We start from the raw sequence: 24,672 nt of genomic DNA on the forward strand, positions 1-24,672 counted from the left end.
CACAATTCAATTGTGCACAACCTATCTTCGCCAGTGGCACCCGAGTAGCTGGCATGAGTGGTTGTTCCCAGCGCTCAGAACAACCACTCATGCCAGTCAGTTGGGTTTACTGTTCGAGGTCGCGGATCGTGCGGAGGGCAGCTGCGGTCAGAACACGGATGGCATAGCCGAGCGCGCGCTCGTCAACGATGAAGTCACCACGGTGGAGGTCGTACTCTTCGCCGCCGGGTGTGTGCGTGCCCAGGCGCATCATGGCTCCCGGGAGGTCGGCCAGGAACCAGGCGAAATCCTCTCCACCCATGGACTGAGGAGTCAGGACCACTGCGTTTTCACCCAACTCAGCGCGGGCAGAGGCCTCGATGATAGCCGTCTCATGCTCGGAGTTCACGACGGGCGGCACACCTCGGGTGTGCTCAAGGCGAACATCAACGCCATAAGGCGCGGCAACCTGTCGCACCACATCGTCCAGCAACTCCCCCGCGCTATGCCAGGCATCGCGATCGAGGCAACGCATGGTGCCGGCCATGTAGCCGACACCCGGAATGGCGTTCGGCGCGGAACCCGCTGAAATCTGGCCCCACACCACCGACACGCCACTGCGGACATCCACCCGGCGGGAAAGGACAGCCGGCACGTTCACTGCGATCTGCGCCAGTGCGAACACCAGGTCCTCGGTCAGGTGCGGCCGTGAAGTGTGGCCGCCGCGGCCGGAAAGCTCAATCTTAATGGTGTCCGAGGCGGAAGTGATCGCACCGATACGGGTGCCGATCTGGCCCACGTTGATGCGGGGATCGCAGTGCAGGGCCAGGATACGCGGTACGCCTTCGAGCACTCCCTGCTCAATGCAGGACAGTGCGCCGCCCGGCATGGTTTCCTCGGCGGGCTGGAAAATGATTCGAACCGTGCCGCCCAGCGGATTGTTCTTGTGCATCCGCTGCAGCGTCAGGGCAATGCCGAGCATGGCCGTGGTGTGGACGTCGTGCCCGCAAGCATGGGTAACGCCATGGTTCTTCGACGCGAACGGCAGGCCGGTTTCCTCAATGATCGGCAGTGCATCGATATCCCCGCGAAGGGCTGTGGCAATGGGGCCCTCGCCCACGTCAACCGTCAGTCCGGTTTCCTCAAGGCGGCGCGGCTTCAGTCCGGCTGCTTCAAGCCGTTCCACGAGCTTATCCGTGGTGCGGAATTCCTTGAAGGACAGCTCGGGGTGCGCATGGAGGTCACGCCGGAAGTCAATGAGTCCGGGAAGCAGTTCATCAACCCAGGGACTCACAACGGGAGCGGGCTCGGTTTCAGTCGTGTAATTGCGCACGTCACAACTCTAGCCATGCGTGGCATCCGAAGAACGAAAGCCACCTCTTGGTTACGCTGCGTTCAGACGCAGGACAACCAAAGAGGTGGCTCACGGTATAAGCGGATGCCTTACAGCACGTCCGTGTCGCCGCTGGCTTTCAGGGCGTCGACAGTGCCTTTCACGAGTTGTGCGTGTTCCTTCGTTGTGACCAGAAGTGCGTCCGGGGTATCCACAATGACCACGTCTTTGATGCCGATGAGGGCAATGACGCGCTTAGTGTCGGACACCACCACGCCACTGGCGTTCTCCGCGAACACGCGTGCACCTTCGCCAAGCACCGTTACTTCATCAACATCGCCTGCATTGTTCAGGCGCCCGATCGCGGCGAAGTCGCCAACGTCGTCCCAACGGAAGGTACCAGGCACGACGGCGACGTCGCCGGCTTCCGCTGCGGGCTCAGCCACTGCGTAATCGATGGCGATTTTCGGCAACGTGGGCCACACGCGGGATGTCACTTCCGCGCGTTGAGGCGTGTCCCAAGCCTCGGCGATTTCCTGGAGGCCCTTGAACAGCTCAGGCTGGTTGGCTTCGAGGTGCTTGAGCATGAGCGCCACTGGCGCAACGAACATGCCTGCATTCCAGACGTAGTCCCCGGCCTCGACGTATTTGTCGGCCACTTCCTGGCTCGGCTTCTCCACGAACTCCGCAACAGCAAGTGCGTTGGGGGCGCCCTCCACGTTCAGGGCTGCACCGGAGCGGATATATCCGAATCCAGTGGAGGGGTGGGTGGGTTTGATGCCGATGGTGACGATCTTGCCGGTGGCTGCGGTAAAGATGGCCTCGCGGACGGTCTCCAGGAAGAGATCATCCGGGCTGATGACCTGATCAGCAGCAAAGGAACCCATGATGGTGTCCGGGTCGCGGCGGTAAAGGATGGCAGCGGCGAGACCGATGGCGGCGCCGGAGTCCTTGGGCTCGCTTTCCAGCACCAGCTCGTCGTCCCCGATTTCGGGCAGCTGGCGGCACACGGCGGCGCGGTGCGCCTCACCAGTGACAACAAGGACCCGTTCACCGGCCAGCGGTTCAAGACGGTCATAGGTAGCCCTCAACAACGTACTGCCCGAACCGGTCAGGTCGTGGAGGAACTTGGGCGCAGCGGCACGCGAGAGTGGCCATAGCCGGGTCCCCACACCGCCCGCCGGAATAACCGCATGGAAGCGGTTCAATGGCGATTCCGGGTATTTCGCGTCTTCTGTACTCACCGCAACACTTTATCCTGTGCCGACGACAAGCCCTGCAGCGGGACACACGTGTGGCGTTCGTCTCAGGCAGTGCCGAAAATCGCCTGAATATCGGCGGGAAACATGGAATTAACAAGCAGAGAAGCCCGTCCTAAATTGAATATGCTGTTAGCGAAGCCTAGATTTAGGCGTGAGCTACGAGTGCTCTCGCAGCAGGCGTTCCCCCCGCATGGATCCCATGCCAGCGCCGCTGTGTTGCAGGAAGGTTTAATCAGTGCCGACAAAACCAGCTGGCACCTTGTACCGCGGCCGTGAAGGCATGTGGTCCTGGGTTGGACACCGCATTACAGGTGTAGTGATCTTTTTCTTCTTGTTGGTCCACGTGCTGGACACCTCATTGGTGCGCGTGTCCCCTGAGGCCTACACCGCCGTCATTGGCGCATACAAGAACCCCCTCATGGCCCTGGGTGAAACGGGCCTGGTCGCCGCGATCATTTTCCACGCCTTCAACGGCCTGCGTGTGATCGCCATCGACTTCTGGAAGAAGGGCGCTAAGTACCAGCGCCAGTTGCTGTGGATCGTGCTTGCGCTGTGGCTTGTCACGTTCGCAGGCTTCGCCATCCGCCACCTTTCCCTCGCACTGGGAGGCCACTAAGCCATGACAACCATCGAATCTCCGCGCAGCGGAAAAATCGGTGCCGGGAAGATCGCTCCGAAGTACAACCGCACCGGCTCCAGCCGTGGCAACTTCGAGATGATCGCCTGGCTCTTCATGCGTCTCTCCGGCATCGTCCTGGTGGTGCTGATCTTCGGCCACCTGTTCGTGAACCTGCTGGTGGGCGAGGGCATCCAAGCAATCGACTTCGGCTTTGTTGCCGGCAAATGGGCCGATCCGTTCTGGCAGTTCTGGGACCTTGCCATGTTGTGGCTCGCCATGCTGCACGGTACCAACGGCGTCCGCACCATCATCAACGACTACGCCGAGAAGGATTCCACGCGCTTCTGGCTCAAGATGGTCCTCTACGCGGCCACCCTGGTCATCATCATCCTTGGCACGCTGGTGATTTTCACCTTCAACCCGTGCCCCGTCGTCGACGGCGTTCAGTTGCCTGGCGGTTTCTGCCCGGCCCCGTAGCGGTGCCTCCGGCTGCTCCCACGAGCAGCCGGTTCGCCTGACGTAGCGGAGCAGCCTCCGCCGACCATCTGAATTTTTGAAAGAGAGAGCATCTGGTATGCAGGTCCATAAGTACGACGTCGTCATTGTCGGTGCAGGTGGCGCCGGCATGCGCGCCGCGATCGAATCCGGTCAGCGAGCACGCACCGCGGTACTGACCAAGCTCTACCCCACCCGCTCGCACACCGGTGCAGCCCAGGGTGGAATGTGCGCCGCACTGGCCAACGTCGAAGAAGACAACTGGGAATGGCACACCTTTGACACCATCAAGGGTGGCGACTACCTGGTTGACCAGGATGCAGCCGAAGTCATGGCGAAGGAAGCCATCGACGCCGTGCTGGACCTGGAAAAGATGGGTCTGCCGTTCAACCGCACGCCCGAGGGCCGGATTGACCAGCGCCGCTTCGGTGGCCACACCCGTGACCACGGCAAGGCGCCCGTCCGCCGCGCATGCTATGCAGCCGACCGTACCGGTCACATGATCCTGCAGACGTTGTACCAAAACTGCGTCAAGCACAACGTTGAGTTCTACAACGAGTACTACGTCCTTGACCTGCTGATCGTCGAAGAAGACGCAGTACGCGAAGACGGTACCCCGTACAAGCAGAAGCGTGTTGCCGGCGTGGTCTCCTACGACCTCGCTTCGGGCGAACTGCACGTCTTCCAGGCCAAGTCCGTGGTGTTCGCCTCCGGCGGCGCAGGCAAGGTCTTCAAGACCACGTCCAACGCCCACACCCTCACCGGTGACGGCATGGGCATTGCGTTCCGCCGCGGCATCCCTCTGGAAGACATGGAGTTCTTCCAGTTCCACCCGACCGGCCTCGCCGGCCTGGGCATCCTCCTTACCGAGGGTGCACGTGGTGAAGGAGCCATCCTGCGTAACTCCGAGGGTGAGCGCTTCATGGAGCGGTACGCCCCCACCATCAAGGACCTCGCACCCCGCGACATCGTGGCTCGCGCCATGGCGAATGAAGTGCGCGAAGGCCGTGGCTGTGGTCCGAACAAGGACTACGTCCTCCTGGACTTGACGCACCTTGAGCCTGCACACATCGAGGCCAAGCTTCCGGACATCACGGAGTTCGCCCGTACCTACCTGGGTGTGGAACCGTTCACCGATCCCGTTCCTGTGTTCCCCACCGCGCACTACGCCATGGGTGGCATCCCCACCAACATCACCACCGAAGTGCTGCAGGACAACGACACGATTGTGCCGGGCCTCTACGCAGCCGGTGAAGTTGCCTGTGTGTCCGTTCACGGCTCCAATCGTCTCGGCACCAACTCGCTCCTGGACATCAACGTGTTCGGCAAGCGCGCCGGTATCGCTGCAGCGGAATACTCGAAGACAGCCGACTACGTTGAGCTGCCCGAGGATCCCGAGGCAATGACCCGCGGCATCCTGGACGGCCTTCTGACCGGCAACGGTACCGAGCGTGTTGCGCAGATCCGCAAGGAACTTCAGGACACCATGGACGCCAACATGCAGGTGTTCCGCACCAAGGAATCCCTGGAACAGGTCCTTCGCGACATCGCTTCCTTCGAAGAGCGGTACAAGCACGTCACCGTTCAGGACAAGGGCAAGCGCTTCAACCTGGACCTCCTGGAAGCCGTGGAACTCGGCTTCCTCCTGGACATGGCCAAGGTCATGACCGTTGGTGCCCTGCACCGGGAAGAGTCGCGCGGTGGCCACTACCGTGAGGACTTCCCGGACCGCAATGACGAAAAGTTCATGAAGCACTCCATGGCTTACCTGGACACTTCCGTCACCGTCGACTCCTCGGCGGAATCTGTTGCGGGCATCCGTCTTGAGACGAAGCCCGTCATCTTCACCCGTTACGAGCCGATGGAGCGTAAGTACTAATGACGACCGAAATGGCAGAACCCGCTTCCAAAATCGAGCTCCCGGCAAGCGTTGCAGGCGACGGTGAGATCCCCACCTTCCACATCACGCTGCGTGTGCGCCGCTACGATCCCGAAATCTCGGACGAAGCACGCTGGGATGACTACAAGCTGACCATGTACGGCACGGACCGCGTGTTGGATGCCCTCCACAAGGTCAAGTGGGAGATCGACGGCAGCGTTTCCTTCCGTCGCTCCTGCGCCCACGGCGTCTGTGGTTCCGATGCCATGCGTATCAACGGCCGCAACCGCCTCGCCTGCAAGACGCTGCTGAAGGACCTGGACACCACCAAGCCCATCACCGTCGAGCCGATCAAGGGCCTCCCCGTGGAGAAGGACCTGATCGTGGACATGGAACCCTTCTTCCAGTCCTTCCGCGAAGTCATGCCCTTCCTGATCAACAAGGGCCACGAGCCCACCAAGGAACGCCTGCAGTCCGTCGAGGACCGTGAGCGCTTTGACGACACCACCAAGTGCATCCTGTGCGCCGCCTGCACATCGTCCTGCCCGGTCTTCTGGACCGACGGCCAGTACTTCGGTCCGGCTGCGATCGTCAACGCACACCGCTTCATCTTCGATTCCCGTGATGACGCCGGCGACATGCGCCTTGAGATCCTTAACGACAAAGAAGGCGTGTGGCGCTGCCGCACCACCTTCAACTGCTCGGAAGCATGCCCCCGCGGCATCCAGGTGACCCAGGCAATCGCCGAGGTCAAGCAGGCCATTCTGGCCCGCAAGATCTAGTTCACCGTTCTTCAAGAGAACAAGCACTACGACGGCGCCCCTCACCACTGATGGTGGGTGGCGCCGTCGTCGTTAATCAACTGCCGCAACAGGTCAACACCGCAACCGCAACCGCAACGCAGGGAGATCAGCGTGTCACGCTCCGAGAAGATCAGCTTCACGGGAAGCACCGGCGATACCTTGGCCGGCGTCGTGGACGTTCCCGAGGGTCCCGTCAGGGGCTGGGGCCTGTACTCGCACGGCCTGACGCTGGGCAAAGACAGCCCGGCCGCCTCCAGGATTTGCAAGGGACTCGCGGAGCAGGGCGTAGGGATGCTGCGTTTCGACAACCTCGGTTTGGGAGGCTCCGCGGGCGAATGGTCTGCCGGGTCCTTCAGCGTCAAGGTGGCCGATACCATCCTTGCAGCGCAGTTCATGCGGGAGCAGGGGCGGGGAATCTCACTCCTGGTGGGTCACTCCTTCGGGGGTGCCGCCGTATTGGCCGCAGCCCGCGATATCCCCGGCCTCAATGCCGTGGTGACCGTAGCCGCACCCTACGAGCCCAAGCATGTTGAGCACATGTTCGACACCGAAATCGACTCCATTCTCCGCGATGGCAGTGCAGTGGTTGACCTTGGCGGACGGCCTATGGAGGTTCGCCGACACTTTGTGGAGGACGTGGAACGCGCCGATCTGCGCGACTGCATCCGCACCCTCCATAAACCGCTGATGGTGATGCACTCCCCCACCGATAACACCGTGGGGATCGACAACGCCAGCGAAATCTTCCGTACTGCCCGGCACCCCCGGAGCTTTATCTCCCTGGAGGGCAGCGAGCATCTCCTCACCGGGAAGGGCCAGGCAGCACGCGTTGCAAAGATCATCGGCGCTTGGGCGGACCCTTACCTTGAGGTCAGCGACGCTGGCTAAAGGCATGCCCGCCCATGGAGGTGTCCTACTTGCCGATGGCCGCCTTGCTTTCGCTGAGCCATTGCTCGGCGGCTTTCTCCGGGGTAAGCCTCTTGAACAGGACCTCGGTGTTGATGCGGGCGGTGATCTCGGAAACCGCCGTTGAACCGGTGGGACCGATGAATGTCGGGGCGAAGTCCATCTTGCCGATCTGGTCGATATAGGCGGCTTCTACCTTCCCTTGCGGTGTCAGCAGGTCCTGGATGGCTGTTCGCATTCCCGAGTTGCTGGGCACGCCACGGTCACTCTGGATGATCTTTGCCGCGGCCTCATTGTTCACCAGGAAGCTAACAAGCTTTGCGGCGGCATCCGTGTGCTTGCTGCGGGCGGAGATGGTGTAGAACTGCGATGACTGCAACCAGATGCCGGGCGTAGGAGTCTCGCCGGGCAGCTTCAGCAGCTTCAGTTCGGCACCTGAGGCCTTGCTGAGGGCGGTCAAGGAGTTGGTCCAGGTCAGCATCATGCCGGCTTGTCCCATCCCCATGAGTGTCTGCTCGGTGCTGACGTTGAGCTTCTCCACGGTCTCAGAGGCGCTGGGGGCCGCGCCCGAGTCGCTGAGCTTAAGGGAGAAATCGAAGTAATCCTGAACGGTTTCCTTGCCCAGCCCCAGCTGGCCATCCTGCGTGTACAGGGATTCGCCGCGTTGGCGGGCGAAGGCGTCCAGGGAGTCATGCGTGAGGACGGTTGCCGTGCCGTAGGTTCCCTTGGGGCTCTTGGCAGTGATGTCCCCGGCTGTCTTTGCGAAGTCGTCCCAGGACCATTTGCTGTCATCCGGAAGGGCTACTCCGGCAGCTTGGAACACGGCGGGATTTACCACGATCGCCAAGGCGTTGGCGCCAGTGGAGACTCCATATTGTTTGCCTTGCACCTGCCCGTTCTCCAATGCTCCCTGGTCCATCTTGGAGAGGTCCAGGGACCCTTCAACCTTGGACAGGTCCAGCAGTGCGCCACGGTTGGCATACTCAGCCGGGTAGGCACCACCCATGGTTATGACGTCCGGGGCGTCGTTTGCTGCCACCTGGGTAGCCAGCTTGTCGAAGTAGCCGCCGATGTCTCCGTACTCCGGCTTCACCTTGATGTTGGGGTTGGCAGCCTCGAACTCCTTGATGGCCTTGTTGGTCAGTTCGGCCCGGGTGGCATTGCCCCACCAGGAGAACCGAATCTCTACGGGGCCGTCCTGGGCCTGATTGGACGACGGGCTGGAACACGCTGTGGTCAGGCCAAGGAGGCCCACCGCCGTGAGGAATGCTATGGATTTTCGGATGTTTCGGGGAGATTTACGCGCCATTGGGTAAGCTTCTTTCGAACGTGTGAAAACGGTTCCTGAAACGTATCAAGGCAGTGTATATTCGTCAATAGTTTCCACCCTGAACTATTTCTGCGACGAAGGAGAATGCTATGACTTACCACGTGGACCAGATCCAGATTCGGGATCCCTTCGTCGTCACCCTGCACGAATCCGGGCATTATCTGCTGTTCGGAAGCACCGACAAGAACATCTGGGCCGGGCCAGCCACGGGCTTCGACTGCTACCGAAGCAATGATCTGGTGACGTGGGAAGGCCCCATCGAGGCTTTCCGGCCACCGGATGGATTCTGGAGCCAGGAACAGTATTGGGCGCCTGAGGTGCATGAGTACCAAGGCCGTTACTTCATGCTTGCCACCTTTACCGCTCCAGGACGTTCCCGTGGAACGCAGATACTCTCCGCCGCCACTCCGGAAGGTCCTTATGAGCCGTGGAGCGACGGTCCCGTTACTCCCGGCGATTGGGAGTGCCTTGACGGCACACTCCACGTTGACCCTCAAGGGGCGCCATGGATGGTGTTCTGCCACGAGTGGAAGCAGGTCCATGACGGTGCCATCGTGGCCCAGCGTCTCAGCCCCGATCTGCGGCACGCCATAGGCGAGCCGACCTTCCTGTTCAGCGCTTCGGAGGCGCCGTGGGCCCGCGCACTGGACGTCCCGTCAGTGCGTGACAGGGAATACCCCGTATACGTCACCGACGGCCCTTTCTTGTTCACGCTGCGCAGCGGCAAGCTCATCATGCTGTGGTCCAGCTTTGGTGACCAAGGCTATTCCATGGGCATTGCCCGCAGCGAGTCAGGAACCGTACTGGGGCCTTGGACGCAGGAGGACGAGCCGCTATGGGGCAAAGATGGCGGACACGGCATGATCGGCCGCGCCCTGGATGGCAGTCTTTTCCTCACGCTCCATCAGCCCAACCGCAGCCCGGACGAACGGGCAGCATTCTTCCCGCTCCGTGAGCTGGAGGACACCGTGGTCCTGGCAACAGCTGATACCAACAGGCCTGCCATCGCTCGCAAGGCCCTGGTACAGCGACACAACGTCCGGCAGCAACACCTGGACCCCCGAAGCCCGGTTTCAGTAGGCAACGGCGAATTCGCCTTCACTGTGGACCTTACGGGCCTTCAGTCGTTCCCAAAGGACTACCCCGTCGGCGCACGGGATGACCTGCCGCCGGGAACCCTTCTGGGGACGCAGTCGCAGTGGGGTTGGCACTCTGTTCCACCGCCACAGCCTTACGATCTTGCCGGCTCAACAGTCCTCTACGATTCGCCCCGTGGCCCCGTCCCCTACGTAGACATGGTGGGAGACATCGTGAACGACCGCGAGACCGACACGTCCTTGGCCGAAACGTGGCTCAGGGCGAACGTCCATCGCTTGGATCTGGGCCGCATCGGCTTCAGCTGGATGGGAGACGGAACGGAACGTCCGCTCACGCCTGCAGACGTCACCGACACCAACCAAACGCTGGATCTCTGGACGGGCATGGTATCCAGCCGCTTCACGCTGGCAGGCCACCCCGTCACAGTCACGACGTCGTGCCACCCGGACCGCGATGAGCTCGGCATTCGCGTAGAGTCGACGGCGCTTGCTGCCGGGTTGGTAGTGGCTGTCGCCTTCCCGTACGGGTCCGAGGCGTGGCATGACGCCGCGGACTGGAACCGGCCCGGTTCCCACGCCACCTCCCTGCAGGACCCGGAGCCTGTGGAGGAGCACAGTGGTACCTCAGCGTGGACCATCAACCGCGAACTTGACGATTCGCGCTACCAAGTGGTCATCACAGGTCAGGAGCTCACCGTAGAACAGACCGAAGAGCACCGGCTCAGGGTCTCCACCGCCGCCGCAACCACCATGGACCTCTCCATCGCTTTCGTATCTGCCGGGGACGGCGACTGCATACCGCGAGGCAACAACAGGCTGTCCGGTCCCACACCCAAGGTGCGCTCCGGCACCCCTGCCGGTACCGGCGTCGGGCCTTCACCTGCGCGAGCCGTGGAGAACGCAACAGCGGCCTACTGGCCTGCTTTCTGGTCTTCAGGAGGGGCGATCGAGCTCGATGCCACGGATGATCCCAGGGCCAAGGAACTGGAACGCAGGATCGTGCTGTCACAATACCTGACCGCCATCAACTGCTCGGGTTCGTTGCCGCCGCAGGAAACCGGACTGGTCTGCAATTCGTGGCGTGGTCGCTTCCACCTTGAGATGCACTGGTGGCATGCCGCGCACTTTGCGCAGTGGAACCGAGTGGAACTGCTCCTGCCATCCTTACGGTGGTACTCCACCGTGCTGGAGACATCGCGGCTAACCGCGAAGGCGCAAGGATTCGACGGCGTGCGCTGGCCCAAACAGGTAGGACCGGATGGGCGGGAAAGCCCGAGCCCTATCGGTACGTTCCTGATCTGGCAGCAGCCGCACCCCATCTACCTGGCGGAGCTGGTGTACCGCGCCGATCCCCGCCGGGAAGTGTTGGAGGAATTCGCCGAGGTAGTCTTTGAATCCGCTGCATTCATGGCCAGCTTCGCGCATCCAACGTCACGTGGTTTTGAGTTGGGTCCTCCCTTGATTCCGGCGCAGGAGAGCTACGGCTCCATCAGGGCCAGGGTCACCAACCCCACGTTCGAACTGGCGTACTGGCAGTGGGGCCTGCGGACTGCTCTAGCCTGGCGGGAGCGGCTGGGCTTGGACCCTGTGCAGGAATGGTCAATGGTGGCCGATGGCATGGTGGCGCCGCGGGTCGTTGACGGCGTCTACGCAGCGATCGATGTGGAGCCGTTCACTACTCGCACAGATCACCCGTCAATGCTGTGTGCCTTGGGTGTCCTCCCGCAAACCGACCTCATTGATCCGTCCATCATGCGCGCAACGCTCTCCGATGTCCTGGCGGACTGGGACTGGGGCAGTACCTGGGGTTGGGACTACCCCGTGATGGCCATGACCGCGGCGCGACTCGAGGACCCGGAGGCTGCAGTTGATGCGCTCCTCCTGAGTGCAGGCAAGAATACCGTCCTGCCCAATGGGCACAACCGCCAAACCGACTCGCTCCCGCTCTACTTGCCCGGCAACGGTGGGCTTCTGGCCGCTGTGGCGCTGATGGCCGCCGGCTGGGACAACGGACCGGGCAGTCATGCGCCGGGATTCCCGGCAGACTGGACCGTTGCGTGGGAAGGGCTGGCGCAGGCCCCCTAGCTCAAGCAACGCGGGGTCACTTATGGTCCCAAATCCACCTCTGGATGGGCTATAAGTGACCCCGCGTTGTTCGGCTAGCCGCGGCGGGGTCCCACCGCAGCACCAACGAGAGCCCCAAGCCCTACTCCGATGAGGATTCCGAGAAAGGGGGAATTGAAGACCAACTGGCCAACAATGAGTCCCGCAGCAGCCCCGAGCAGACAGGCAATCCACAGTTGGTTATTCACGGCTGCCTCCAGTTCGAACTGTCAGGTGCGGGAAGGGCTGTCAGGTGCGGGGCGCCACGCGCCGTGAACCAAGGACTTTTTTGCGGGGTGACTCCCCCGACTCCGTGTCAGCCTCGCGAACGGCTGACCACGATGCCGAGACGAGATACACCTGGCTCACAAGATTGAACCAGATCAGCAGGCCGATGATGATGGCAAACGATGCCAGGACCGGGTTGTTGCCGGACCGGGCCAGAAGTTCGGTGCTGAAGAACTGCAGGACTGTAGTCCCGACGCCCGCCAGTACCACGCCCTCCAGGAACGCGCGGCGTCCCAGCTTCAGGCCACCCGCAATACGGAACAGCACTGCCGCCGTCGCGCAATTCAGTAGAAGCGGAATCACGATCTTGACGGTCGCCGCAATGGGCTCGGCAACGCCCTCGTCAAGCTTGAGCAAAGCGATAAGCCAATCCGCTGCGGTACCGAAAACGAGCGAGACACCTGCGCTGAAGACAAGGATGACGCCGAGAAGCAGCAGTGTGCCGGCGTCGATCAGCTTTTGAAGGATGGGATTGCGCACTAAGGGGTCCGCCTTCATGACCCCCCGCAGTCCTTCCCTGATGCTGGCGATCCAGCCGAGGGAAACAAAGACAGTGACAACGGCTGCGATCAGCGCCGTCCATCCGAGTCCGGACGGGTTGAGCAGGGATTGCGGATCCACCAGCCCCTCGCCGCCATCCACCTGAAGGAGCCCAGGGGCGGCCGCTGCCACACTGTCGATCACGGCATCCTGCAATGCGGGGTTACCGCCCAGAACGATCCCTGCAATGGCGAAGCCGGTGGTAAGCAGACCCGTCACGGAGAAGAACATGTTGAAGCCGATTCCGGCGCTCAGCAACGGCCCGTGTTGCCGGGTGTAGTGCTGGAAGGAGCGCAGCGCCCGGTTGGTGTTCAGCCGGGCGAGGAAAAGGGCAAAGAATGCGCCGGCCTTTTTCGGCAGGCCCTCACCGGCGCGCTTTGCATGGCCCCAGTCCTGCCTCTTGCGAAGAAGCTGAAGTTTGAGTTTGGCCAGCTCAGTTGGCAGCGGAGGAACGTCCGCCTCTGTGGCTTGGATCCGCTTGCTGTGCTTGGTCAGTATCGCCGCCAAAGTCGAGCTCTTCCCGTAGCTGCCAAATTCCATTGGTGTCGTGCTCGTAAAGTCCCATGCTAACCACAGGGAAGGTTGCCCGGTAATCCCTGAGGACCGTTTCGGCTTCGTCGAGGTTTTCCTGGGCGACATCGTGGGCCACGGTGACGTGCGGGTGGTACGGGAAAGGCAGCATCCGTTCAAGCGGGCCGGTTTGAAGTTTCTCGTGCAACTTCACGCACTCTTCAAAGCCCTCCTCCACGTTGACGAACACCACCGGCGACACGGGACGGAAAGAACCCGTGCCGGAAATGGTGATATCGAAGGGTTCCTGGTTCCGCGCGACTTCCCTGACGTGTTCCCGGGTGGCGGCCCAGTCCTGGGTGGGGGTGGTGGTGATCAGGGTGATGTGGGCAGGAATGACCTCAGCCATCGGGTCGCCGAAGGAGGCCCTCCATTCCTGGAGTTCACGGGCGATCTCCGGCGGGAAACCGAGGATGACACCCACGCACATGGTCTCTTCCTCGCCGCAATCAGTGCCGGAAACAGCGGGCTGGCGGGAGTCGTCCGGACCGGCACCCCGTCGGGTGCCGGTCTTGACGTTGAGCTGGCCAGCAGAGCACATGGAGTTAGCGGGCTCCCTGGATTCCGTGGGAAGCATCGCCGCGGTATGGCAGGAAGCCAACCTTGGAGTAGACGTCCGCGAGGGTTGCGGCCGCGATTTCGCGGGCCTTGTCAGCGCCGAGGGCCAGGAGGCGGTCCAGTTCCGCAGGATCAGCCAGCAGCTCATTGGCGCGTTCCCTGATGGGCGCCAGGTGTCCGGAGACGAGTTCGGCCAGGTCAACCTTCAGGTGGCCGTACATCTTCCCCTGATAGTCAGCCACGATCTTGTCCACTGGTGTACCGCTGATGGCCGAGTAGATGGTCAGCAGGTTGGAGACGCCCGGCTTGTTCCCGCGGTCGTAGCGGATCTCGGTTTCGGTGTCCGTGACAGCTGACTTGATGCGCTTGGCCACGGTCTTGGGATCATCCAGCAGGTTGATCAGCCCGGCCGGTGATTCCGCTGATTTGGACATCTTGGCGTTCGGGTTCTGGAGATCGTAGATCTTTGCCGATTCCTTCTGGATGAAGGCCTCGGGCACTTGGAAGGTCTCGCCGAAGCGGCTGTTGAAGCGGTTGGCGAGGTCGCGGCTCAATTCCACGTGCTGGCGCTGGTCCTCACCTACCGGCACACCGTGAGGCTGGTAAAGGAGGATGTCGGCCGCCTGCAGGATGGGGTAGGTAAACAAGCCAACACTGGCGTGGTCCGAACCCTGCTTCTGAGCTTTGTCCTTGAACTGCGTCATGCGGGCTGCTTCGCCCATGCCCGTGATGCAGTTCAGGACCCAGGCCAACTGGGCATGCTCGGGAACCTGGGACTGGACGAAGAGCGTGCATTTGTTTACGTCCACGCCGCCGGCGATGTACTGCGCTGCCGTAACCCGGGTGCGCCGGGCGAGCTCCGCTGGATCCTGCGGCACCGTGATGGCGTGCAGGTCCGGAATGAAGTACACGGCGTCATACTCGTCCTGCATCCGAACCCAGTTCACCAATGCGCCCAGGTAGTTGCCAAGGTGCAGGGAGTCGGCGGAGGGCTGCATGCCGGAGAGGACCCGGTGCTTGGCGCCAACGGCAAGCTTGGTGGATGTCGCGGGCTGCGGCAAGGCGGCAGCGTCAGCCGATTCGCCGGTTTCAGTCGTAGTGGAACTAGTCATGGAGCAATACCTTAGGAAGCTTAGAGCCGGTAGTCGACTACCAGCGGTGCGTGGTCAGAGAAGCGGGTGTCCCACGAAGGCGCCCGGTCCACCACAGCCGAGAAAGCGGCTGCTGCGAGGTCCGGAGTCGCCAGGTGGTAGTCGATGCGCCAGCCCGTGTCAGTGTCGAAGGCCTTACCGCGCTGGGACCACCAGGTATAGGGGCCGGCGACATTACCTGCCAGGCCCCTGTGGACATCCCTCCATCCGATTTCTTCGCCGAGGAAGCGGTCAAAGTACGCCCGTTCCTCCGGGAGGAAGCCGGCACGCTTGACGTTGCCCTTCCAGTTCTTAATGTCCAGTTCAGTGTGTCCGACGTTGAGGTCGCCAACCACCAAAGCGTGGTCGCTATGTTTTGCGAGCTCGGGCAGGCGGACGGTCATGGCATCCAGGAAGCGGAACTTATCATCCTGCTTTGGGGTTCCCACTTCTCCGGAGTGCACATAGGCGCTGACAACGGTGAGGCTGCTGGATTCACCGGCTGTGTTCTTGACGGTGTAATCCGCCTCCACCCAGCGCCCGGACGTATCAAAATAGTCATCGCCCACGCCGATGCGCGTGGCGGTTGGCTCCTCGCGGGAAGCGATGGCCACACCTGCACGGCCCTTGGCCTCAGCCTCGGTGTGGAGGATGTGCCAGCCTTCGCCGATCAGCTTCCTGACGACGTCGTCAGGGGCGCGGACTTCCTGCAGGCAGAGAATGTCAACCTCGCGAGGCTCCAGCCATTCCGCCATGCCGTTCTTGTAGGCAGCCCGCAGGCCATTGACGTTAACTGATGCGATGCGAAGGAAGTCCTTCTTCAATGCCGTACTCACCCGCTCTACTCTAGTCGATGATGGTGCCGGCCATTGGCTCGTCCGAGCCGCCCGAAGACTTGATCATGTCCCGTGCATTCGTTGCTGTGATAGCGATGGTTTCGAGTGCGCGGTTGATGGTGTCCTGGTTCGCCGTTGCGCCCTTGGCACGTTCCTCGTCAACCACGCGGACCTGCACCTGGACAATCTTGAAGGAGTGGTCCAGCTTGAGGTCGCGGACTTCATCGGCTTTGCTGCGCTCGGCGACTACGCGCGTACCCCCGCTGTCGGCAGCGGACGACGACGGCGCTCGGCCGGCTGCGGCATTGAAGGCATTTTGCGCTTCGGTCAACTTGGCACCGGCCCGCCGCGCGGCCTTGCGGATGCTCAGCACCACGAACGTTGCAAGGGCAAGCCACCCGAAGGCCACTACTGCCACGACCCAGCCCACAACATCGTTCTGGTTGGCCGCAAAGATGACGGCTACCAGGAAAGCGATGATGACGACTGTCATCCCCAGGCCGCCGATGCGGAAGCCCTTGAACATGCCTTTTCCGGCGGGGGACGTGGACGGGTGCGGGTCACCGAGAGATTGCATGGATCCATTCTCTCAAATGCGCAAAGGTGCCCTGTCCGCTTCCACGGACGGCGAACATTGGAGTTTTTGTACAGCTAATGCCCCTAAGACGGCGCTTTAGGGGCTTTAGCTGTACAAAAACTCCATCAGGGGGAGGAAGGTTTACCGCCTACAGTGGATTCGCGTTCCAGGAAGCGGGCGGGGAGCAGGACAGGCGCGGACTCCTTATCCGCTTCCATGACGTCAACCAGTTGCTGAACCAGTGCCGCAGCGGCGGCCGGGATGTCCACGTCGAGCGCCGAAATGGGCGGTTGATGCTGACGTGAGTGCTCAGAGTCCGACCCCGTGCACACCAGCAGGTCCCGGGGAATGGTGAGTCCGTGCTCCTGCATGGCCTGGGCAACACCTGTGGCGTGCCTGCCCGTCAGGCAAAAGACAGCGTCCGGCACACCTGCGGCGAGCAACGCGGCGCCGACTTCGCGGCCGCCCTCCAAGCCATCCCGTTCCGGCACGTGGTGGATCAACGGTTCCCGGTCTGATTCCAAGCACCACGCAACGTAGGCGGCCTCGCAGTCGAAGTTCCAGGCATTCCTGTCCGTACCGCCCACGTAGGCAATGGATTCAGCACCCGCTGCCCTCAGGTGGTCCAGGACGACCCGCGTGGATGCGGCGTCGTCGTGCGCAACCCAATTCCGGAGGTCGGGGCGGCCGGGGTGGCGATCCCAGGTGACGTAGGGAATTCCGCGTTTCTCCAGCAACGCCACCACCGGGTCATCCAGGAGCGGGGCAAAGACTATGTAGCCGTCCAGGGACATGGAGAACGGAGGCAAAGGTCCGCGGCTCAGGTCCGGGACCAGCATTAGGCCTAGATTCCGGTTGAGCGTCTCCCCAGCTGCCGCTCCTGCAAGCTTCATGAAGACATCCACCCCGTTGGGGCCGTAATTTCCCAAGCTGTCCAGGGAGCGGAAAACGAGCCCGATCGCGTTCATCTTGGAACTTCGCAGGCCCCGCGCCATGGCGTCCGCAACGTAACCCAGCTCTGCAGCGACGGCCCGGACGCGTTCCCGGGTGGCCGCGCTGATGTTGCCCTTGCCGTTGAGCGAATGCGACACCGTGGTGATCGAAACTCCGGCTTTGCGGGCGACATCCCAGATGGTGGCGCCCTGCTGAAGTTCGCGTGCCATGCGCCCCACTCTGCCTTCCTTGGAGATCAGGATTCCAAAATCAACAATAAATCTTTCGGAGCCAGCTACACAAAAACGTTTTTGTTCCGTACTTTGAGCGCCACACGTGATCCACATCATCCCGACGGGCACCATATCCTGCCGGATGGCCCCTCAAGAAGACCAATGCAGCTTCACCTCCACACCTCCACCGCGCATCACCCCCACGAGCGCGGCCTGGACATCGGCCGGACCTGGGATGCCCAAACGCGCAGTACCGCCAAGCTCTACAGCGACTTCTTCGCCACGCTCGGCATCGCTACGGGCAAGGTGCGGGAGATCGCCGAGCAAAGCCACGAGGCCCTTTACGAGTGGAGCCCCGAGCTGGCCGAGGAAGCCGAAGGCTGGGCTGAGGGCGCCGGGCTTGAAACCTGGCAACTCAGTGTGGTCAACGCGCGTACTGAAATCCTGGCGGCGGCACCCCGGAAGGTCGGCTCCCATGAGTGCTCGACGGCGGTCTACGCACCGGTCGGTGCCGAGGCGCCGCAGACCATGCAAACCTGGGATTGGCATCATGACCTCGCCACCGACGGACTCTTGCTTGAACTGGCCCCATCCCCTGGTCGGACCACCAAGACGTTTACCGAGTTCGGTGCGCTGGGCAAGATCGGCGTCAACAGTGAAGGCCTCGGCCTGCACTTCAACATCCTTTCCCACGCCAGGGACAACGACTCCGCAGGCGTGCCTGTCCACGCGGTTGCCCGCCGCATCCTGGACGAAGCATCCAGCATCGACCAAGCGATCAGCATCGCTTCCTCAGCGCGCGTCAGCGCCTCCACGGTCTACACGGTGTTCACGGCGCCGAGCGCAGGCACCCCGGCCGCCGACAGCAACAGCACCCCACGCCGGGCAGCCAGCATCGAGGTTTCTCCCGCCGGAACCGCCGTCGTGGACGCCGGCAGCGACGGGTGGCTGCTCCACACGAACCATTTCCTGGATCCGTATCTGGCGGTGGAGGACGCAATCGACGACGACGCGTTGTCACCCGAGCGCCTTGCCCACCTCCGGCGGGTGCGGACGGAGCTGGTGGGCCTGGGTGCGGCGGACCGGGCCAGGCACTTCTGCTCATCTGAAGGAGCTTCCGCCGTGGTCTGTTTCCATCCCGATGACTCCATGCCAAGGCACGAACAATGGCAGACGCTGCTGACCATCAGCATCGATGCCGTCGACTGCTCCCTCGCCTACGCCGCTGCCAACCCTGCCGATGCGGCATGCGATGGCTTCCGAATTTTCTGACCCTCATTCCCAAACAAGACACCCAACGAAAGGCACTTCCTTGCCGCAATCTCTTCAGCCCAACGTTGCGCTGGAACCACAGAGTCCGTCGTCCCAGCGCCCTGCCTCCGCCGCGCGTACTTTCTTCATCTCCTGCTTTGGAACAGCACTGGAGTTTTATGACTTCACCATCTACGGCCTGGCTGCAGCGCTGGTGTTTCCCCAGTTGTTCTTCCCCAACCTTGACCCGTTGACCGGAACGTTGGTTGCCTTCGCTTCCTTCGGCGCAGGGTTCTTGGCCCGACCCCTGGGTGGCATCGTCCTGGGCCACTTCGGCGACCGCCTCGGCCGGCGGAAAATCCTCATCCTTACTCTTGTCCTCATGGGTGGAAGCACCTTCCTGATTGGTTGCCTTCCCAGCGCAGATTCGATCGGCGCCGCCGCCCCCATACTGCTCATTTTCCTGCGGCTGGTTCAGGGATTCTCTGCCGGCGGTGAATGGGGCGGCGCTGCGTTGGTGGGAATCGAAGCGGCCCCGGCCGGACGTCGAGGGCTGTGGGGAAGCTTCACCAGCATGGGCATTGGGCTGGGCGTACTCATGGGCTCCGGCGTCTTCTCGCTTACGGATGCCATCGCGGGTGGCGAAGTGGCCAGTTTCGCCTGGCGGGTCCCCTTCTGGATCGGCGGCCTGTTGGTGGTAGCCGGCCTGATTGCCCGGCTGGCCCTCCCCCAGGACGAACGTCCCTCCAGCGGAGAGACACCGCGTGTCCCCTTGCTCGCCGTCATGAAGTCGCACCCACGACAAATCCTAATGTCCATCGGCGTGAGCTACGGCTACAACACCTTCACGTACATCGCGACCGTCTTCCTGATGTCCTACGTGCTCCAGCGTGGCTACACGGGCAGCGAATCACTTCAATTCCAGCTGTGGGGCGCCGTGGCCAGCGTCATCTCAGCTCCCCTCGCAGCGATCCTTTCCGACAGGATCGGCCGTAAGCCGGTGATGGTGGGCGGCGCAGCGATGCTCATCATCTACTTCCTGGGATTCTTCCCGGCCATCGAAACCCACACCGGATGGCTCGCACTCCTGATGTTCACCTTGGGCGGCGCGCTGAACACGGTGCCGCAGGGCCCCCTGCCGGCATTCCTTGGCGAACAGTTCCCGGCAGCTTCGCGCTACTCGGCCATTTCGGCGAGCTACCAGATCGGCTCAGCCCTGGGCGGCGGTACGGCAGCCACTGTGGCGACGGCGTTGCTGATCGCCACCCACGGTGACCCGATCGGCGTCGTGATTTACACCGTCTTCGCGCTGGCAGTGATGGGACTCTGCTCCTGGGGCCTTCGCGACCATGCAAAGCTGACCATGGCCGAAATCGAGACCGCCTAACTTTATGTACAGCTAATGCCCCTAAGACGGCGTTTTAGGGGCATTAGCTGTACAAAAACTCCATCATTTGAGGAACAGCTGGCGCAATCTCGCCGTAGTCAACATGATCCCGAGCGCGATCATCACCACGTAGTAGCCCACGTGGATGGCGGTGGCCGGGCTGAACGATCCCACGCTGATCTGGCGCAGGAGTTCCACCCCGTGCCACAGGGGCATGGCCTGAATGAACCACTGAATGACCTGCGGGTAAACACTGAGCGGGTAGAACGTGGCACTGAACAGGAACATGGGCAGCAGGAAAAAGTTGATCCAGTCCATCTGCTGGAAGGTCTTCATGAAGCTGGTGATGCCCATGCCGAAGCTCGCGAAGCCGAAAGCGATCAACACCGAGGCAGGAATGACCAGGATGGCCCACCAACTCGTGAGCAGCCCCATCACCCCCATGACCGCGGTGAATCCGGTGGCGTACAGCAAACCCCGCAGGAGGGCCAGGAAGATCTCACCGATCGCCACGTCCAGCGGCCCCAAGGATGTGTAGAGCATCCCTTGGTAGAGCTTGGCGAAGTTCATTTTGAAGAAGACGTTCCAGGTGGAGTCGTAAATCGCTCCGTTCATGGCCGAGACCGCCAGGAGTGCCGGGGCAATGTAGGCGGCGTAGCTGATCTCCTCACCGCCTGGACCTTGGACCGTGCCCACGATGGAGCCCATGCCCACGCCCATGGCCAGCAGGAACAGCACCGGCTCGAAGAACCCGGACACCATGACCAGCCATGTGCTGGACTTGGCCGCCATGAGGCCGCGGCCCACCACGGCTTTTGCGTTGCGGGAGTACAGCGAACCGAACTTACGCTCGCGGGCTACGTCCGTGGCGCTGTGGCCACCTGTCAGGACACTCATGAGCCCATCCTTTTCACGAACTGGCGGCGGACCAGCACCCAGCCAACAGTGGCCGTGGCCAGCAGGAACACCACGTGGGTGATGGTAAGCAACGGGTTCTGGTCCATTCCGTAGGTGAAGACCCGGCCCAACTCAGTTCCGTGCCACACCGGCGAAATCCAGCCGATCCAACGGACCGCGATGGGAAGTGAATCCAGCGGGAAGAACGTCCCGGAGAACAGGAACAGGGGCATGACGATAAAGCGCTGCACCAACGCGAACTGCCCTTTGTCCTGCTTGATGCTGGCGGCGTAGGCCATCAGCGGCAGCCCGAACGAGAGCGCGGCAACCGTTGCCACGATGGCTGACACCCAACCCCAAGGGCTGGGCGAAGCACCGAACATGGCCACCACCGCGAAGTAAACCACCGATTGCAACAGAAACCGCAAGGAACTGGCCATGATGTGACCACTGGCAATCTGCTGCGGAATCAGCGGCGAGGCATGAGGGCCGTAGAACACGCGGCGCCATTTGAAGCCGTCCATGATGGGGTACGAGAATTCCCCTGATGCCGTCATGACGGCGGCGGAGACCAGCAGGGCCGGAGCTACGAACTCCAAGTAGCTGACACCTCCGAAGGCCGCCTCGCTGTTGGCGTCCACCAGGCTGGCCAGCCCGACTCCCATGGCAAAGAGGTACGCTACCGGCTGCCCTACGCTGTACAGGATCACGGACCAGCCGTAGTTACGCATGACGCGAAGCACCTGCTCCGCGTAGAAGAAGGAACCCCAGCGTCGCGCCCGCGCAGCCGAGACCTCAGGTGAGTGTGCCCGCAACGGTGGCGCCGCCGTCGTGACTGGTTTGTTGGCCGGGTCAGTCAACGAGGCTCCTGCCGGTCAGCCGCAGGAACACGTCCTCCAGCGAAGAGCGGCGCACCAACGAGGTCATCGGGTGCAGCCCGCGGGCCGTGACCTGCTCCAAGGCGGCCTCGCCGTCGTGCGCGTAGATGAGCACACGGTCCGGCAGCGTCTCGAGCCGCTCGCCGATGCCTTGGAGCTCGACGCCGATGGTCGCGTTCCGCTCGGACCCGAACCTGAGCTCAAGTACCTCGCGCGAGGAGTGCTCGCGAATCAGGGCAGCAGGAGACCCCTCGGCCATGATTTTGCCTTTGTCCACCACGATCAGGCGGTCGCAGAGTTGCTCAGCCTCGTCCATGTAGTGCGTGGTGAGGATCAGCGTGACACCGTTTTCCTTGAGCCGGAACAGCCGGTCCCAGAGGATATGGCGGGCCTGCGGATCGAGGCCGGTGGTGGGTTCGTCGAGGAGCAGTATGCGGGGTTCGTTGATCAGCGACCGCGCGATGGTGAGCCTGCGCTTCATGCCGCCGGAGAGGGCGTCCACCTTGGAATTGGCCTTGTCCGTCAACTGCGCGAACTCCAGCAGTTCGTCGGCTTTAGGGCGCAGATAGCTCAGCGGCAGGCCGAAGTAGCGCCCGTAGACGATCAGGTTCTCGCGGACCTTGAGCTCTTCATCCAGGTTGTCCTGCTGCGGGACTACACCCAGGTGCGCCCTGACCTCAGGGCCGTGCGACTCGGGGTCCAAGCCCATGATGCTGAGCGTTCCCGAAGTGCGTTGCGAGACGCCACCAATCATCTTCATAGTGGTGGATTTGCCGGCTCCGTTGGGGCCCAGCAGCCCGAAGGACTCCCCCGCCGGTACGTCGAAGGAGATGTTGTCCACGGCGGTGAGATCACCATAGGCCTTGGTAAGGTTCCGCGCGCTGATGACGGTTGATCGGTTCATGTCGAGGCCGGATTGCGACGATTCTGACGGGGTTGAAGACGGGCCTGCAGAGCGGATTGCTTCATTGTGCACCCTCAGCAGACTAGTAGCGCCCACCGATATGTGAAAGGGCTCTTCCAGATATTTTCTGAGTTAAGCCGGTCAGGTGCCAAGCGTTCCCGCCCGGACAGACCCTTCGCCCGGTAATATGGCTAACCGTTGGAGATATGCCACGCAACAGAAACCAGGATGAGGATGCGCCGGACTTTTCAGATGCTGCCACGCGAAGACGTCTTGGTGGCTCTGAGCTATTTCGCCGTCGGGCTCGGTCTGCAGATTTTGGAGCTATCCGGCAGAAACCCTCCCCATATCCCGGCGGCCGCGGGTTTAATGATCACCATCCTGTCCACCGCCGCAATCACCCTGCGGCGGCAAAAGACACCCGTGATGCTCACCGTCGTCGCCGCTGCCGTTGCGATCAGCGCCGCAACTGGCGGCAGCACCTTCATGTACTTCCTGATGTTCGAGTGGTTCTTCTCGGCAACCCTGTACGCTTCCAAAGTCATCCGGCGCGTGGCAGCCGCCATCGCTGTCGCATTGGTCGCGGCCGTCAGCATATACGCACAGTGGGAATCGGCTTCCATCAACGTAACCGCCGTAGTGTTCATGCAAGCAACCATGCTGTGCATGATCCCCATCTGGTGGGCCAACAACATTGCCTCCGTCCGGCGGTTGGCCGCAGCAGATCGTCGCCGCGCCGAAGCGGAAGCCGAAGCAAGTATACGGGCTGAGAGACTGCTCGCCGCCGAAAAACTACTGGCCAGCCATCATGAAAAAACGGCACTGGCCCGGGATCTTCACGACATGGTTGCCAGTCGCATCTCAGCCATAGCCATGCAATCAGCCACTGGCGTCGATATCGCCGATACCGTGGTCAAAGACAAAGTGCTGGCATCCATCAGGGAGGGAAGTCTGGAGGCCCTCAGGGAGATGCGCGCCATGATCCAACTCCTCACATCCAATGATGCCCCGGCAGCCCCCACTCGAGGCCAGCATCGTGACCGATTCTTGGAACTCGTGGGCGCTGCCCGTGCATCAGGAGTCGAAGTCAAGGTGGAAGACGCCTTGGAACCGTCATTGGACGAGACCGCGGAAGACCTGTACCTCATCGCTCAAGAAGCTCTCACGAACGTGCTGAAACACGCACCGAAGTCCAGTGTGAGCATCACTCTGTCACGCACCGCCGGAAAGACCCGCCTCACGGTTGTAAACCGCCTTGACCCTGCGGCACCCCATACTCAAGATGGCGACAATCTGCTGGCAGAACACGGAAGCGGCCACGGGCTGGCAAACATGCTCGAACGCGCGAAGGGACGCGGCGGCAGTTTCTCCGCCGGTCCCATGGATGCCGGGCTCGGATGGTCGGTCAGCGCAGAGATTCCCGACAGTGACGCCGTTAGCACCCTAAATACTTAAGTCTCCGGACAACGGCACGAATGGAGGATGACGGCCGCCGGCGGGCACGGAAGACTTCTTCTATGACTGCTGCGGACTATCCGGTTCGCTTTCGTTATGTTGAAGGAGCATCATGCGTGGATCATCTGGTCGTACTGAAATTCTCTGGGGAGCAATAAGCGCAGTGGTTGGTCTACTGCTGTGGCTATTCGCCGGCGACATTGAGACACCCATCATCACACTCAGCAAAGTTGGAGTAGTCCTCATGGCAGTTGGCGGGGGCGGCATTTTGTACGGTATCTACATGCTGGCGAAGTCCGGGGCGAGGAAAGAACAGCAATAGCCAGCACCCGGCCCGCGAGCCTGCGAACTGGCCCGTCGCTCGTCACGCAGGTGCACAAGATCACGGACGATGTTGCGATTCTGCTTCCCTCGGCCCGGCAGCTTTGG

Annotated in this window: 23 protein-coding genes and 1 pseudogene; 11 read left to right on the forward strand and 13 right to left on the reverse strand. The window is 62.0% G+C overall.

The annotated features are described in order from the left end of the window. Window positions 1-106: 106 nt before the first annotated feature. Together ACLRGI_RS11440 and ACLRGI_RS11445 are read right to left on the reverse strand one after the other, a co-directional pair. Window positions 107-1,312, reverse strand: coding sequence for an amidohydrolase (locus tag ACLRGI_RS11440; protein ID WP_419201765.1), 1,206 nt, complete (start codon window positions 1,310-1,312; stop codon window positions 107-109). Window positions 1,313-1,422: 110 nt separating this feature from the next. Continuing rightward, window positions 1,423-2,556, reverse strand: a complete 1,134-nt coding sequence (locus ACLRGI_RS11445) for a mannose-1-phosphate guanylyltransferase (RefSeq protein WP_419201766.1) — start codon at window positions 2,554-2,556, stop codon at window positions 1,423-1,425. A gap of 253 nt (window positions 2,557-2,809) precedes the next feature. Between ACLRGI_RS11445 and sdhC the strand changes: the two genes are divergently transcribed. The 5 genes from sdhC (at window position 2,810) to ACLRGI_RS11470 (ending at window position 7,258) form a co-directional block, all read left to right on the forward strand. Beyond that, window positions 2,810-3,190: a succinate dehydrogenase, cytochrome b556 subunit gene (gene sdhC, locus ACLRGI_RS11450; protein ID WP_211713083.1), complete on the forward strand. Its 381-nt coding sequence runs from the start codon at window positions 2,810-2,812 to the stop codon at window positions 3,188-3,190. A gap of 3 nt (window positions 3,191-3,193) precedes the next feature. Further along, window positions 3,194-3,670: a succinate dehydrogenase hydrophobic membrane anchor subunit gene (locus ACLRGI_RS11455; protein WP_419201767.1), complete on the forward strand. Its 477-nt coding sequence runs from the start codon at window positions 3,194-3,196 to the stop codon at window positions 3,668-3,670. Window positions 3,671-3,767: 97 nt separating this feature from the next. Further along, a complete protein-coding gene (gene sdhA / locus ACLRGI_RS11460) occupies window positions 3,768-5,567 on the forward strand; it encodes a succinate dehydrogenase flavoprotein subunit (protein WP_089594136.1) in 1,800 nt (599 codons plus the stop codon). Further along, window positions 5,567-6,349: a succinate dehydrogenase iron-sulfur subunit gene (locus ACLRGI_RS11465; RefSeq protein ID WP_011773975.1), complete on the forward strand. Its 783-nt coding sequence runs from the start codon at window positions 5,567-5,569 to the stop codon at window positions 6,347-6,349. The genes sdhA and ACLRGI_RS11465 overlap by 1 nt, the downstream gene beginning before the upstream one ends. 132 nt (window positions 6,350-6,481) lie before the next feature. After that, window positions 6,482-7,258 (forward strand): alpha/beta hydrolase, encoded by a 777-nt coding sequence (locus tag ACLRGI_RS11470; RefSeq protein ID WP_419201768.1) that lies wholly within the window; start codon window positions 6,482-6,484, stop codon window positions 7,256-7,258. A 25-nt stretch (window positions 7,259-7,283) separates the two neighbouring features. Here ACLRGI_RS11470 and ACLRGI_RS11475 read toward each other — a convergent pair whose 3' ends face one another. After that, on the reverse strand, window positions 7,284-8,585 hold the full coding sequence (locus ACLRGI_RS11475; RefSeq protein WP_419201769.1) for an ABC transporter substrate-binding protein: 1,302 nt from the start codon (window positions 8,583-8,585) through the stop codon (window positions 7,284-7,286). A 110-nt stretch (window positions 8,586-8,695) separates the two neighbouring features. On the opposite strand from ACLRGI_RS11475, the pseudogene ACLRGI_RS11480 reads away from it, so the two are divergent. Both ACLRGI_RS11480 and ACLRGI_RS11485 read left to right on the forward strand, forming a co-directional pair. Continuing rightward, window positions 8,696-9,511: pseudogene (locus ACLRGI_RS11480) on the forward strand (glycoside hydrolase family 43 protein); the annotation flags it as partial. A 99-nt stretch (window positions 9,512-9,610) separates the two neighbouring features. Then, window positions 9,611-11,788 carry a hypothetical protein gene (locus tag ACLRGI_RS11485; RefSeq protein ID WP_419201791.1) on the forward strand — a complete coding sequence of 726 codons (2,178 nt, stop codon included), beginning with the start codon at window positions 9,611-9,613 and terminating at the stop codon, window positions 11,786-11,788. A 74-nt stretch (window positions 11,789-11,862) separates the two neighbouring features. On the opposite strand, the gene ACLRGI_RS11490 is transcribed toward ACLRGI_RS11485, so the two are convergent. From ACLRGI_RS11490 to ACLRGI_RS11520, 7 genes are all read right to left on the reverse strand, one after another. Continuing rightward, entirely contained in the window at window positions 11,863-12,015 is a 153-nt protein-coding gene (locus ACLRGI_RS11490; protein ID WP_419201770.1) for a hypothetical protein, read from the reverse strand. 40 nt (window positions 12,016-12,055) lie between these two features. Then, window positions 12,056-13,141 carry a YihY/virulence factor BrkB family protein gene (locus ACLRGI_RS11495; protein ID WP_419201792.1) on the reverse strand — a complete coding sequence of 362 codons (1,086 nt, stop codon included), beginning with the start codon at window positions 13,139-13,141 and terminating at the stop codon, window positions 12,056-12,058. Next, complete coding sequence (locus tag ACLRGI_RS11500) at window positions 13,068-13,745, reverse strand: 2'-5' RNA ligase family protein (protein WP_419201771.1); 678 nt, start codon at window positions 13,743-13,745, stop codon at window positions 13,068-13,070. Before ACLRGI_RS11500 ends, ACLRGI_RS11495 begins: the two co-directional genes overlap by 74 nt. Window positions 13,746-13,749: 4 nt before the next feature. Further along, window positions 13,750-14,874 (reverse strand): tryptophan--tRNA ligase, encoded by a 1,125-nt coding sequence (trpS, locus tag ACLRGI_RS11505; RefSeq protein ID WP_419201772.1) that lies wholly within the window; start codon window positions 14,872-14,874, stop codon window positions 13,750-13,752. Between the two features lie 20 nt (window positions 14,875-14,894). After that, a complete protein-coding gene (locus ACLRGI_RS11510) occupies window positions 14,895-15,728 on the reverse strand; it encodes an exodeoxyribonuclease III (protein WP_419201773.1) in 834 nt (277 codons plus the stop codon). 10 nt (window positions 15,729-15,738) lie between these two features. After that, window positions 15,739-16,305, reverse strand: coding sequence for a hypothetical protein (locus tag ACLRGI_RS11515; RefSeq protein WP_419201774.1), 567 nt, complete (start codon window positions 16,303-16,305; stop codon window positions 15,739-15,741). A 125-nt stretch (window positions 16,306-16,430) separates the two neighbouring features. Then, window positions 16,431-17,468, reverse strand: coding sequence for a LacI family DNA-binding transcriptional regulator (locus ACLRGI_RS11520; protein ID WP_419201775.1), 1,038 nt, complete (start codon window positions 17,466-17,468; stop codon window positions 16,431-16,433). 165 nt (window positions 17,469-17,633) lie between these two features. On the opposite strand from ACLRGI_RS11520, the gene ACLRGI_RS11525 reads away from it, so the two are divergent. Both ACLRGI_RS11525 and ACLRGI_RS11530 read left to right on the forward strand, forming a co-directional pair. After that, window positions 17,634-18,743 (forward strand): C45 family autoproteolytic acyltransferase/hydrolase, encoded by a 1,110-nt coding sequence (locus tag ACLRGI_RS11525; RefSeq protein WP_419201776.1) that lies wholly within the window; start codon window positions 17,634-17,636, stop codon window positions 18,741-18,743. A gap of 40 nt (window positions 18,744-18,783) precedes the next feature. Next, a complete protein-coding gene (locus tag ACLRGI_RS11530) occupies window positions 18,784-20,109 on the forward strand; it encodes an MFS transporter (protein WP_419201777.1) in 1,326 nt (441 codons plus the stop codon). A 63-nt stretch (window positions 20,110-20,172) separates the two neighbouring features. On the opposite strand, the gene ACLRGI_RS11535 is transcribed toward ACLRGI_RS11530, so the two are convergent. Genes ACLRGI_RS11535 through ACLRGI_RS11545 form a run of 3 tightly spaced genes read right to left on the reverse strand, consistent with a single transcriptional unit; the run spans window position 20,173 to window position 22,788 of the window. Then, on the reverse strand, window positions 20,173-21,006 hold the full coding sequence (locus ACLRGI_RS11535; RefSeq protein ID WP_419201778.1) for an ABC transporter permease: 834 nt from the start codon (window positions 21,004-21,006) through the stop codon (window positions 20,173-20,175). Next, the gene (locus ACLRGI_RS11540; protein WP_419201779.1) at window positions 21,003-21,866 is read right to left on the reverse strand and encodes an ABC transporter permease; all 864 of its coding nucleotides are present in this window, start codon (window positions 21,864-21,866) and stop codon (window positions 21,003-21,005) included. The genes ACLRGI_RS11535 and ACLRGI_RS11540 overlap by 4 nt, the downstream gene beginning before the upstream one ends. Further along, complete coding sequence (locus ACLRGI_RS11545) at window positions 21,859-22,788, reverse strand: ABC transporter ATP-binding protein (protein WP_419201780.1); 930 nt, start codon at window positions 22,786-22,788, stop codon at window positions 21,859-21,861. Before ACLRGI_RS11545 ends, ACLRGI_RS11540 begins: the two co-directional genes overlap by 8 nt. Window positions 22,789-23,022: 234 nt before the next feature. Here ACLRGI_RS11545 and ACLRGI_RS11550 point away from each other — a divergent pair, with 234 nt between their 5' ends. Continuing rightward, window positions 23,023-24,243, forward strand: a complete 1,221-nt coding sequence (locus ACLRGI_RS11550; protein ID WP_419201781.1) for a sensor histidine kinase — start codon at window positions 23,023-23,025, stop codon at window positions 24,241-24,243. 112 nt (window positions 24,244-24,355) lie between these two features. Beyond that, window positions 24,356-24,565 (forward strand): DUF5708 family protein, encoded by a 210-nt coding sequence (locus ACLRGI_RS11555; protein WP_419201782.1) that lies wholly within the window; start codon window positions 24,356-24,358, stop codon window positions 24,563-24,565. Window positions 24,566-24,672 lie beyond the last annotated feature (107 nt).

The sequence above is a fragment of the Paenarthrobacter sp. PPS72 genome (assembly GCF_048537125.1).
Classification (GTDB): Bacteria; Actinomycetota; Actinomycetes; order Actinomycetales; family Micrococcaceae; genus Arthrobacter; species Arthrobacter nitroguajacolicus_E.

What these genes read in the sequence shown, in the direction of transcription:
- ACLRGI_RS11455 (WP_419201767.1), top strand. Translation starts at nt 3,194, where the DNA reads ATGACAACCATCGAATCTCCGCGCAGCGGAAAAATCGGTGCCGGGAAG.
- sdhA (WP_089594136.1), top strand. Translation starts at nt 3,768, where the DNA reads ATGCAGGTCCATAAGTACGACGTCGTCATTGTCGGTGCAGGTGGCGCC.
- ACLRGI_RS11465 (WP_011773975.1), top strand. Translation starts at nt 5,567, where the DNA reads ATGACGACCGAAATGGCAGAACCCGCTTCCAAAATCGAGCTCCCGGCA.
- ACLRGI_RS11475 (WP_419201769.1), bottom strand. Translation starts at nt 8,585, where the DNA reads ATGGCGCGTAAATCTCCCCGAAACATCCGAAAATCCATAGCATTCCTC.
- ACLRGI_RS11500 (WP_419201771.1), bottom strand. Translation starts at nt 13,745, where the DNA reads ATGTGCTCTGCTGGCCAGCTCAACGTCAAGACCGGCACCCGACGGGGT.
- trpS (WP_419201772.1), bottom strand. Translation starts at nt 14,874, where the DNA reads ATGACTAGTTCCACTACGACTGAAACCGGCGAATCGGCTGACGCTGCC.
- ACLRGI_RS11515 (WP_419201774.1), bottom strand. Translation starts at nt 16,305, where the DNA reads ATGCAATCTCTCGGTGACCCGCACCCGTCCACGTCCCCCGCCGGAAAA.
- ACLRGI_RS11520 (WP_419201775.1), bottom strand. Translation starts at nt 17,468, where the DNA reads ATGGCACGCGAACTTCAGCAGGGCGCCACCATCTGGGATGTCGCCCGC.
- ACLRGI_RS11525 (WP_419201776.1), top strand. Translation starts at nt 17,634, where the DNA reads ATGCAGCTTCACCTCCACACCTCCACCGCGCATCACCCCCACGAGCGC.
- ACLRGI_RS11535 (WP_419201778.1), bottom strand. Translation starts at nt 21,006, where the DNA reads ATGAGTGTCCTGACAGGTGGCCACAGCGCCACGGACGTAGCCCGCGAG.
- ACLRGI_RS11545 (WP_419201780.1), bottom strand. Translation starts at nt 22,788, where the DNA reads ATGAACCGATCAACCGTCATCAGCGCGCGGAACCTTACCAAGGCCTAT.
- ACLRGI_RS11550 (WP_419201781.1), top strand. Translation starts at nt 23,023, where the DNA reads ATGCGCCGGACTTTTCAGATGCTGCCACGCGAAGACGTCTTGGTGGCT.
- ACLRGI_RS11555 (WP_419201782.1), top strand. Translation starts at nt 24,356, where the DNA reads ATGCGTGGATCATCTGGTCGTACTGAAATTCTCTGGGGAGCAATAAGC.